This is a genomic window from Dyella sp. (genome assembly GCF_035508675.1).
Taxonomy (GTDB): domain Bacteria; phylum Pseudomonadota; class Gammaproteobacteria; order Xanthomonadales; family Rhodanobacteraceae; genus Dyella_B.
The window spans coordinates 26,956-37,901 of the sequence record NZ_DATJMN010000277.1; the positions used below are offsets into that span (position 1 = coordinate 26,956).

At 62.1% G+C, this 10,946-nt stretch carries 11 protein-coding genes; all 11 read right to left on the reverse strand.

Annotated elements, in window-relative coordinates:
- Window positions 1-208: 208 nt before the first annotated feature.
- Window positions 209-928, reverse strand: coding sequence for a hypothetical protein (locus tag VMA74_RS14510; protein ID WP_325368163.1), 720 nt, complete (start codon window positions 926-928; stop codon window positions 209-211).
- A 46-nt stretch (window positions 929-974) separates the two neighbouring features.
- A complete protein-coding gene (locus tag VMA74_RS14515; RefSeq protein WP_325368165.1) occupies window positions 975-1,643 on the reverse strand; it encodes a class I SAM-dependent methyltransferase in 669 nt (222 codons plus the stop codon).
- A 40-nt stretch (window positions 1,644-1,683) separates the two neighbouring features.
- The gene (gene flgL, locus VMA74_RS14520; protein ID WP_325368167.1) at window positions 1,684-2,922 is read right to left on the reverse strand and encodes a flagellar hook-associated protein FlgL; all 1,239 of its coding nucleotides are present in this window, start codon (window positions 2,920-2,922) and stop codon (window positions 1,684-1,686) included.
- A 16-nt stretch (window positions 2,923-2,938) separates the two neighbouring features.
- Window positions 2,939-4,834, reverse strand: a complete 1,896-nt coding sequence (gene flgK / locus VMA74_RS14525) for a flagellar hook-associated protein FlgK (protein WP_325368169.1) — start codon at window positions 4,832-4,834, stop codon at window positions 2,939-2,941.
- Between the two features lie 99 nt (window positions 4,835-4,933).
- Entirely contained in the window at window positions 4,934-5,887 is a 954-nt protein-coding gene (gene flgJ, locus VMA74_RS14530) for a flagellar assembly peptidoglycan hydrolase FlgJ (RefSeq protein ID WP_325368171.1), read from the reverse strand.
- Complete coding sequence (locus tag VMA74_RS14535) at window positions 5,887-7,020, reverse strand: flagellar basal body P-ring protein FlgI (RefSeq protein WP_325368173.1); 1,134 nt, start codon at window positions 7,018-7,020, stop codon at window positions 5,887-5,889. Before VMA74_RS14535 ends, flgJ begins: the two co-directional genes overlap by 1 nt.
- Window positions 7,020-7,715, reverse strand: coding sequence for a flagellar basal body L-ring protein FlgH (flgH, locus tag VMA74_RS14540; protein WP_325368175.1), 696 nt, complete (start codon window positions 7,713-7,715; stop codon window positions 7,020-7,022). The genes VMA74_RS14535 and flgH overlap by 1 nt, the downstream gene beginning before the upstream one ends.
- 10 nt (window positions 7,716-7,725) lie before the next feature.
- Window positions 7,726-8,511: a flagellar basal-body rod protein FlgG gene (gene flgG, locus VMA74_RS14545; protein ID WP_325368177.1), complete on the reverse strand. Its 786-nt coding sequence runs from the start codon at window positions 8,509-8,511 to the stop codon at window positions 7,726-7,728.
- A gap of 20 nt (window positions 8,512-8,531) precedes the next feature.
- Window positions 8,532-9,272, reverse strand: coding sequence for a flagellar basal-body rod protein FlgF (gene flgF, locus VMA74_RS14550; RefSeq protein WP_325368179.1), 741 nt, complete (start codon window positions 9,270-9,272; stop codon window positions 8,532-8,534).
- 22 nt (window positions 9,273-9,294) lie between these two features.
- A complete protein-coding gene (locus tag VMA74_RS14555) occupies window positions 9,295-10,521 on the reverse strand; it encodes a flagellar hook protein FlgE (protein WP_325368181.1) in 1,227 nt (408 codons plus the stop codon).
- Window positions 10,522-10,568: 47 nt separating this feature from the next.
- Window positions 10,569-10,946, reverse strand: a 378-nt coding sequence (locus tag VMA74_RS14560) for a flagellar hook assembly protein FlgD (protein ID WP_325368183.1), incomplete at its 5' end; no start/stop codon positions are given.

The window sequence follows — 10,946 nt, forward strand, 5'->3', positions numbered from 1 at the left end:
CAAACGAGTGCAAAAGTACCGTATACGTGACATATAAATGTGTCGCATACAGCACAGGCCCTCGATTTCGAGGCAGCATGCAGGCTGGGATGAAATCCCAGCGTCGCTATTCCAACAACGCGCGAGGGGATCACCGAGCTGTACCGCTCATCACCCATGCTGGGATTTCATCCCAACCTACGTCGCCCTCAACGCATGGACGCCTTATTTACATCAGGGTGAACAACTTTCCCGGCACATTCTGGAAACCGGTCGCGCTTGCCAGCATCGTGCCGCGCTGATATGAAAAATTCCTGTCCGTGGTCGGCTGGAAGAATTCGATGAAATCCAAACTACGCTTGCCAAGCACGAAGCCACCGATCAGCGGCGGGTTGACGGCATACATCATCGGTACCAGCGCCATCATGGAACTGGCGGGTACGCCGATCAGGTGTTCTTCCAGGTCGCCGCTTTGCTGGCTGTGCTGGGGGTAGAACCACAGGGGGGTGCTGATGAAGAGGAAGGAGTTGTCGCCCATGCTGGTGAGCAGGGTACGCAGCAGCCACTTGGCCGTCTCCGCATTGAGATGCTCGATCACGTCGAGTAGGCAAATGATGTTGTATTGCGCGAAGCGGTCAGACGGAATGCTTTGCGCCAAGCCATGCCAGGCATTGCGATAGATCTTGCGTTCGAACAAAGCCTGGTTGGCAAAAGCGCCCTCGAAACCATCCACGCCGTCGACGGACCAATGCTGGGTCGCTGGATGGCTTTTGATCATTTCACCGAGGCGACCCATGCCAAAGCCGATATCGAGCACTTCGACGTTCGCGGCGTTGTCCTGCATGATGTGGAAGATCAATTCCTTGGGTGATGCCGAATCACCGGCAGGCAGCAGCTGCGTGTCGATGGAGTCGATCTGTTGATAGTCTTTGAGAACTTGCCGCAACATGCCTGGCCTTCGATAAAAAATAGGGGTCAATAACAGATGTGGCCGATCAGACCGGGATAGCCTTCACGACAAACTGGAATACGTTCGCATCCTGCACCGCCTGCTCCGGATTCCCACCAGCCGCCTGGGCCAGGGCGCGGATGTACGGGGCGAACTGTTCGCCACCGGGATGGTTGAGCATGCGCGTGATGCCGGTGACGATGCCAAACCCTGCACGCTGGAACATCTCCAGCAACGTAACGCGGGTAAACCAGCGCAGATGGGTACGATCCAGCAAGCCAGCCGGCTCGTAGCGGAAATCGCCACAGCTAAGGCGCGCCTGAATGCTCCAGTGCTGCACGTTGGGCACGCAGGCCAGCAGGCAACCGTCGGCGGGCATGATCTCGCGCAGATTGGCCAGCAGTTGCCAGGGGTCCCGCAGATGCTCCAGCACGTCGGCAAACACCCAGCAGTCGGCGTTGAAACGGTCGCGCAGAAAATCTTTGTCCATGGCTTCAATGTCGAATGAAAGCACTTCGTCGCAATGGACGGCAGCCATCTGGGTGTATTCCGGCACGATATCCACGCCCACGTAGTGGGCATGCGGATTGCGTTTCTTGTATTCACGTGCAAGCACACCGGAGCTGCAGCCAATCTCGACGACACGGCGCCGGTCGAGCGGCATCAGGTTGAGCACGTCTTGATTGTGGATCTGATTGACAGGTGTTTGTTGCATGATGTGAAAACTCCGGAGGCGCAAAGCCCGTGCGGGTGTATCAGCGGATGTAGTCGAACAAGCTGGTGCCCTGGATCTTGGCGAACACCTGCTGCGATGCCTGCAGCGCCGTGGATTGCAACGACAGATTGCTGATGGCCGTCGCCATGTCGACATCCTGCACGTCGGACAGCGCACTCTTGTAGGTCACGCTGAGGTCCGAATAGCTGCTGCTTTGTTGCTGCAGCGTGTCGATGCGGCTACCGACGGACACCTGCGTGGTGGATACGGCATTCATCGCCTGGTTCAGCGATTCGAGCTGACGGCTCAGCGTGTTGTTGATGGAGGTCGAGCTGCCGCCGCTCTGCAACGCGGCGATCATGTTGTTGAGCGTTGTGAAGACATCCTGCGTGTTGGACGCGGTGTCCGATTGCACGTTCACCGTATCGCCCGCGGCGGGCGTGCCGGCCATGCTGATGGTGACGCCGTTGAAGCTGATGCTGCCGCCATCGGCATAAGTGCCGGTGACGGGATTGCCGCTGCTGTCGGTGACCGGATTGCCGGCGGCATCGGTCACGCTATACGTGCCGTTGGCGCCGAACGTGATGGTGTCGTTGACCGGCCCCGAAGCGGTGGCCGCACTCCATGCTGCCGTGTCGGTGACGCTGTTGGCGCCGACTACCAGCGTGCCGGTATTGCTGCTGCCGGCACTGGCGACGAAGGAGCCGTTGCCGGCCGGCAGGTTCATGAAGATGTCGCTGCCCGCGTCGCTGTTGGCCACCTGCAGGCCGCTACCAATGGCGGTGAATGCTTGCTGGTCGTTGCCTGCATAGGTCACTGCACCGGTGCTGCTGTTCTGCGTGAACGGCGTGCTGGTGGTGCTGGTGCCGGCGAACAGCGCCTGGCCGTTCGCATCGGTAGTGTTGGCGAGCTGCACGAGCTGGTCGCGGTACTGCGTAAGCTGCGTGGCCATGTTGCTGAGATCGGCGGACGACATGGCGCCGTTGATGCCGCCCAAGGCGATGTCGTTCACGCTGCTCAGCAGGTTGTTGACGGTTGTGAGCGTGCTCGACTCGGTGGACAGGCGCGTATTGGCTGCATTGATATTGCTGGCGTACTGCGTGTTCTGCGCAAGGATATGATTCAACTCCACCACTTGGGCGGCGCCGGTGGGATTGTCCGACGCCACATTGATGGAATAACCGGTGCCGATTTCGTTTTGCGTCTGCGCCAGCGCACTCTGCTGGTCGAGCATGGTGCTGAGCTGCTGCTGATACATCCAGGAGGTGGAGATGCGCATCGTGAAACCTTGGCTCTTAACCGTATTGAATGGCGGTGATCAGACTGCTGAAGAGCTGCTCGGCGGTAGAAATGACTTGCGCCGAGGCCTGGTAAGCCTGCTGGAACTGCACGAGATTGGCGGCTTCCTGGTTCATGTTCACGCCGGCGTAGCTTTGCTGCGTGCTCATCGCCTGGTTGTACAGACTGGTCTGCGTGGTGAGGTCGGAACTGGCATTGCTGCCGGCGCTGCCGATCTGTGCCGTGAGATTGGCGTAGCTGGTCACCACCGAGGTCTTGCCGCTGTCGAGCACGCCGGTGTCCGACAGTGCGGCGAGCGACAGCGCATTGCTGTTGTCGCTGAGGCCGTTGCTGTTGGTCGCCACGGTGAAGCTGTCACCGCTGGCCGGCGTGCCGGTGAGACTCAGGCTCCAGCCGTCGGCCGTGATCGGCTGGCCGGCGGTGTAGGTGCCGGTTGTCGTGTTGCCTGCGCCATCGGTAATCGAATAATTGCCGCCCGCGCCGAAGGTGATGGTGGCGCCGGAAAGCAGATTGCTGTTGGCGGAATTGGTCACGCTGACCGCGCCCGCCTTGCCGCTGCCGGTATTGCCGGTGCCCGCCGACGCCGTCAATGCGGCGGCCGCGGCGATGCCGTTCGGATCAGTCAAGCTCACCGACAGCGAGGTGGAAGCGCTGCGCGTCGGCTGGATTTCGTAGCTGTCACCGGTCTGCGCGGTGCCCGCCACGCTGAAGGTGAGTCCGTCGGCGGAAAGCGTGCCATTGGCGTTTGCCGTGAGCGCCACGCTCTGCCCGCTGGTGGTCGACAACGTCCAGCCGTTGGTGCCGGTGCCCGCGCCGGTGTAAGTCAGCAGGTAATCCGAGGTGGTGAGCTGCGACACGTCGCTGACGGCGGCACTCACTGTCGCACCACCGCTGGAATTCTTGCTCGACGCCAGCACCGTGGGCGATGAAACGCTGAAGATGGCCTGGCCCTGCTGGCCGTTGAGATCCAGGCCCGCCGCCTGCTGCCCGTTGACGCTGGAGGCGAGTGCGATCGCCGACTGGCCCAGCGCATTCTGCGCGGGTTGCAGCACGGTGTCGCGATAACTCACCAGCGCACCCAGCGTACCGCCGCTCAGCTGCGAAGTGACGTCGTTGCCGGAGCTGTCGAACACGTCGGTGCTGCTTGCATCGTATTGATTCGCGCCGGAAGACAGGGCATACGACTGCGTGCCGCTCACCAGCGTCGAGCCGGCCGAGGTGTACACGCTGATCGAGCCATCGTTGCTGGTAGCTGCGGAAATACCGGTCAACCCAGCCAGCTGCTGCACCAGCGTGTCGCGCTGGTCGAGCAAGGCATTCGGATTGCCGGTGGTGCCGGCCTGCGCGATCTGGCCGTTGAGCTTGGCAATCTGCGCGGCCACGGTATTGATACTGGAAACAGTGCTGCCGATCTGCTGGTTGACCTGCGTCGACTGCTGGCTGAGCTGCTGGCCGAGCGTGTTGAACACGCTGGTGAGCGAAGACGCGCTGCCGAGTGCTGCCTGCCGCACCGAGGAGGAACTGGGCGAGTTCGCCACGCTGCTGAAGCCGCTGTAGAAATTGTCCAGCGATGTCTGCAGGTTGCCGCTGTTGGCCAGCAGGCCGTTGAGCGTGGTGGTGAGGTTGTTGGTGGTGGTCGCGTTCTGCAGGCTGCTGTTGCTGCTCCACAGCGCCTGGGTCAGGTATTGACTGTAGGCGCGCTGCACCGCCGTCACGTTCACGCCGGAACCGATGGTGTACTGGCTGTTGCTTTGGCCGATGGTTTCGGCCTGCACCACGCTCTCCTCGCTGTAGCCGCTGGTGCTGGCATTGGCGATGTTGTTGCTGACCGTGCTCAGTGCAAGCTGGGCGGCGTTGAGGCCGGAAATGCCGATGTTGAGAATGCTGGACATGGGAAAGGCATTTCCTTGATCAGTAACGGATTCGCCATGCCGTCATGCCGGCCTGCGCCGGAATGACGACGGCAAGGGAAGGTGGTACCCGTCGGCTAGTCATAAATTCGGCACTCCTAGGGATTTCTTGAGCGCATCCAACGCCTGCCGCATCACGCTGCTGTTGGCGATGGCTGCCACCTTGCCCGCGTATTCCGGATCAGTGGCATAGCCACCGTCGACCAGCGCCCGGGCATAGCCCATCACGTCGTCGCCGCGGCCACGCGCCTGTGCGTAGCGCGGATCCTTGCCGATCAGGTCGGCGTAATCGGCCAACGATTCGGCGGTGGATTTATAGGAGCGGAATTGCGCCTGCTTGCGTACGGCGATGCCGCCTTCGTATTCCAGGGTCGGCACGTTCACGCGCGAGCCGCCCCAGCTGCTGCCGGCCTTGATGCCGAACAGGTTGAAGCTGCTGCTGCCGTCGGCGTGCGCAGGCATGTGCTTGCCCCATTGCGTTTCCAGCGCAGCCTGCGCCAGTACGGTGCGCAGCGACAGGCCCAGTTCCTTCGCCACGATGCTGGCCTGGGGCGCGAGTTCGCGCACGAAGGCTTCGGCATCTTGCGGCAGCCAGGCCATCGCCTTGCGTGCGGTGGATTGCGTGGCATCGCCGACCGCGAACAGGCGTTGCTTCCAATCGTCGACCAGGCCGGCGGCATTCGGGTCCACGGCGCCGCTCTTGCTTGCATCGCCTTGGTTATGGCCGCCGAGCTGATGGATCAACAATTCGGCTATCCCCAAGCCTTTGCCATGCTGGGAAAGATTCAACGAAAGCTGCTGGTCATACATGTCTTGCCAGGCATCGGTGGCTTGGCTTTCGAACAGGGGGTCACCGAAGTTCGCTTCGCGCATCGACTTCAGCAGCATTTCCGTAAACATCGACTCGAATTGCTTGGCGACCGCCGGCAGGGCGGCATTGCTGTCCGTATCGGCTTGATGGCGCAACGCACCGAACCCGGACAGATCGGTCCAGGTGCTCAGCGTTTGCGCAGCAACGTTGCCGATGTCAGCCATCAGATCACCACCAGGTCCGCATGCAGGGCGCCGGCTTGCTTGAGCGCCTCCAGAATCGAAATCAGGTCCGTCGGCGTCGCGCCCACCTGGTTCACCGCGCGCACGATGGAGTCCAGGCTCACGCCGGGACCGAACTTGAACATGTGCGCGCCTTGCTGGTTGATCGACACGGAGCTGTTCGGCACCACCTGGGTAGTGCCGTTGCTGAAGGGACCGGGCTGGCTGACTTGCGGTTGCTCGCTGATCGTTACCTCGATCGAACCGTGCGCCACTGCCGCAGCCGTTACGCGCACGTCCGTGCCGATCACCACCGTGCCGGTACGCGAATTGACGATCACACGCGCAGGCGCCTCGCCGGGATCGACATCCAGCGCTTCGATCGCAGCCAGCCACGCCACTTTCTGGCCGGGATCGGCCGGCCCGCGCACGCGCACCGAGCCGCCGTCGAGCGCCTGCGCCGTGCCGGCGCCGTAAAGATGGTTGATGGCATCGACGATGTGATTGGCGGTGGCGTAATCGGCACTGTCGAGGTTCAACACGATGTCGCCGCCATGGCTGAAAGAGTTCGGTACCACCCGTTCGACCGATGCGCCGTTGGGAATGCGGCCGCTGGCGGAAACATTGATCTGCACGCTGGAACCGCTGCGGCCCGATGCACTGACCCCGCCGACCACGACACTGCCTTGCGCCACGGCGTAGACATTGCCGTCCGCACCACGCAATGGCGACATCAATAGCTCACCGCCACGCAGGCTCTTGGCATTGCCGATCGAGGCCACCGTGATGTCGATGGTCTGCCCGGGTTTGGCGAAGGGCGGCAGCTCGGCGGTAATCGTCACCGCGGCGACGTCTTTCAGCTGCGGCTGGATGCCCGTGGCCGGCACCGACACGCCGAATTGCTTGAGCATGTTCTCCAGGCTCTGGGTGGTGAACGGTGCCTGCGTGGTCTGGTCGCCGGTGCCGTCCAGGCCTACTACCAGGCCATAGCCGACCAGCTGGTTGCTGCGCACGCCGGCGACCTGCACGAGGTCGCGGATCTTGTCGGCGTGGGCGGTGGGAATGCAGCCCAGCGTCGAGACAAGCAGCGCAACGACGCCAACGAGCAGACCCTGTTTACGCCACCGTGCGTTCATCAGAATGGCATCCACTTGGAGTTGAAGAACTTCGCCAGCCACCCTTGCGTATTGGCCTCGTTCAAGGTGCCGCGGCCGGTGTAGGTGATGTTTGCATCGGCCACGCGGGTGGAGTCGACCGAGTTGTCCTGGGCGATGTCCTCCGGACGCACGATGCCGGAGATGCGGATCAGCTCCTGGCCCTGGTTGATGGTCAACCACTTCTCGCCGCGTACCAGCAGACCGCCATTGGATAGGCGCTTGGCGACTGTCACGGTGATCTGGCCGGTGAGCGCGTTGCTCTGCGTGCTGCTGCCGGCGCCGTCGAAACTGTTGGCGGAGTTGAGCGCCGAATCGGCCGACTGTCCGGCAATGCGCAGCGACTGCCCGAGAATCTGCGGCGCACCCACATTGACCTTGTCGGTCTTGCTGGTGGTGGTTTCGGATTTCTTGCTGGCCTGCATCGCCTCGACCAGGTTGATGGTCAGGATGTCGCCGACGCGATGCGCGCGCGCGTCGTTGAACAGTTCCATGTTCTGCATGTCGTGATAGGTCGAACCATCCGGCGGCGGCGGCGAGGTTTCCTCGACCGGCGCGGTGGCGGCCCATTTGGCGTCATCCTGCTTCTGGCGTTCCTGGATGGCGCCGCAGCCGGCAAGCGCGGCAGCAAGCAATGATGCCGAAGCGATGCGTAACAGCATGGACGGATAAGACATAAATCACCCATCAAGTCTTGTTGATCACGAACTGCAGCATGTCGTCCACGGCGCTGATCGACTTGGAGTTCATTTCATAGGTACGTTGTGCCTCGATCATGTTCACCATCTCCTCCACCACGTTGGTGTTGGACGATTCCAGCGAGCCTTGCGCGAGCGTGCCCATGCCGTTGACGCCGGGCTGCCCGGTCTGTGCCGTGCCGCTGGATTGGGTTTCCAGATAGAGGTTCTGACCCATCGGCTGCAGGCCGGCGGGATTCACGAAATTGGCAAGCTGCATCACGCCGAGCGTGGTGGGGGTGGTGGAGCCGTTGCTGGTGGCGCTGACCGTGCCGTCGGTACCGATGGTGACGCTGTTGACGTTCGCCGGCAGCGTGATCGCCGGCACCAGCGGATAGCCATCGGCCGTGACCAGCTGACCGGTGGAATCTTCATGCAGCGAACCGTCCCGCGTATAGGCGATGGTGCCGTCGGGCATGGTCACCTGGAGAAAACCATTGCCCTGGATCGCGACGTCCAGCGAGTTGCCGGTCTGCGTGATCGCGCCCTGCGTGAACAGCTTTTCGCTGCCCACCACTTTCACCCCGGTGCCGAGCAGCAAGCCTGACGGCGCTTCCGTCTGCTGCGTGGTCTGGCTGCCGGGCTGGCCTTCGTTCTGGTACATCAAATCCTGGAACGAGGCGCGCGAGGTCTTGAAGCCGGTGGTGCTCGCGTTCGCCAGGTTGTTGGAGATCACGTCCATCTGCGTCTGTTGCGCATCCAGGCCGGTCTTGGCGATCCAGAGAGAAGAGAACATGGGTTACTCCGTGGTATGCGTTAGCTGTTCTGCAGCAACTTGGTGCTGTCGTCCGCGTCGTCTTCGGCGGTCTTGATCGAACGCACCTGCATTTCGTATTGCCGCGACAGCGAGATCATCTTCACCAACTCCGACGACGGATTGACGTTGCTTGCTTCCAATGCGCCGGAAGTGAGCGTCACCGTGCTGTCGGCATCGGCCGTGCTGCCATCGTTCATATGCATCAGGCCATCGGCACCCTCGCTCATCTGCGTGGGATCCGGATTGACCAGCTTGATCTGTCCAACCGCGGCAATCGTGTCAGGCCCCTGGCCCATCGGCACCGTGGAAATGGTGCCGTCGTCGCCGATGCTGATTTTCGCGGCGTCCGGGATGGTGATCGGACCACCCGAGCCCATCACTGGATTGCCGCGCGCATCCGTAAGACTGCCGTCGGAACCGAGCTGCAGGTCGCCCGCACGGGTATACGCTTCCGTGCCATCCGGCGCCTGCACCGCAATCCAGCCCGGACCGTTCACCGCCACATCGAGCGAACGCCCGGTGTGCTGGATCGAACCTTGTGTTTCGTCCTGACCCACGCCTTGCGCCACCGCGTTGATGCGCGTGCTGGCACCCGGGCCGAGCACCGGCACGCTTTGAAACGCGCTCAGCTCGCTCTTGAAGCCCACGGTGGATGCGTTGGCCAGGTTGTGGCTTACGGCATCCTGTGCCCGCATGGTTTGCGTGGCACCGGTCATGGCGATGTAGACGGAACGATCCATAGGTCAGGATCCGGTTATAGGTTTAGCCGCGGTCAACGGCCTGGAACAGCGTCTGCGAGAGCGAATTCACCGTGCCCAGCATCTGCGAATTCGCCTGGTAGTCCTGCTGTGCCTGGATCATGTTGACCAACTGCGCAGTGGTGTCGGAGGTGTTGGAGGTTTCCAGCTGCCCCTGCTCGATGTTGCCGTACTGACCGACGCCGGCCGTGCCGATGACCGCCGTGCCCGACGATTGCGTCGCCACCCAGCGGTTGTTGCCGATTTGCTGCAGGCCTTGCAGGTTGGCGAAATTCGCCACCGCGATCTGGCCGAGCTGGCTGCTCTGGTTATTGGAATAGATCGCCGTGACGATGCCGTCGTTGCCGATCGTGACGTTCTCCAGCGTGCCGGCTTCATAACCGTTCTGGTCGATCGTTCCAGGTGCATACGCCGTGCCGAACTGCGTGGTGTTGGTCACGTTCACGCTCATGGTGGCGGGGAACGAAGCGCCATTGGTCGGCTGCACCGGGGTGAAACTGAGATTGCCGTTGGCCGGCGTCGTCAGCGCGCCGGCACTGTTGAACGTCATCGCCGCGGTGCCTGCACTGTTGCCATCGATGTACAGGTTCGCGTTCCAGGTGTTGTTGCCGGTCTTGACGTAGTAAATCGTCGCCGAGTGCGAACCGCCTTGCGAATCGTAGACGGTCAGCGTGGAGGCATCGTTATAGCTGGTGGAATCGGTCGTGCTGAACGGTGTCGTGGTCGGCACCGTCGCGCCAGCCGGAAGATTCGAACTGATGGTGATGGTGCTGGTCGGCGTCGCCGCGCTCTGCGCGGTATTCAGTTGCAGATTGGTCAATGTGCTGGTGTTGAAGCCGCCGGTGGTGGTCGGCGGATACACCTGCAGATAGGCACCGTCTGCGGTGACCACATTGCCACCGGCGTCTTCATGGAATTCGCCGTCGCGGGTGTACTGATTGCCGGCGCCATTGTTGACGATGAAAAAGCCATTGCCGCTCAGCGCCATGTCCAGGCTGCCGTTGGTCGTTTCCAGATCGCCTTGCGAAAACTGCTGCGCAACGCCGGTGAGTTCAGCGCCGCTGCCCGTGGCTACCGAGCTCAGGTTGAGACCGGTTACCGCATACACCTCGGCGAACTGGCCGGCGGAACCCTTGAAGCCCACCGTGCCGGCGTTGGCGATGTTGTTGGAAATGACATTCAACTGGGCCTGTGCCGCGTTGATGCCACTGAGCGCCTGATTGAGAGCCATGCTTTGTACCTCTCTGGATGATGACGATGCGCGTTATCGATGCGCGGTCAGTTGATCTGTGCAACCTGGCTCAGCGGCACACCGCCGATACCCGCCACTTGCAAATACGTACCGGTGCTGCTGCCGCCGTAGCCGACGCCGGTGACCGAACCGGACGCATACGTGGAGAGCGCGGCGGTGTTGCCGCCGTTGTTTGCCGAAATCATGTAGGTGCCGTTGGCCACGGTGTTGCCGCTGGCGTCTTTGCCGTCCCAGGTGAATGGCGCGAGCCCGGCTTGCTGCGTGCCAAGGTCGATGGTGTTGACGACGTTGCCGTCGGTGTCCTTGATGGTGACCACCACGTCGCCCGCGCTACTGACGTTGACGCCGCCGCTCACCGCGCTGCCGCTGTAGCTGAGCGCGTTCGACGGCACCAGCACCTGGCG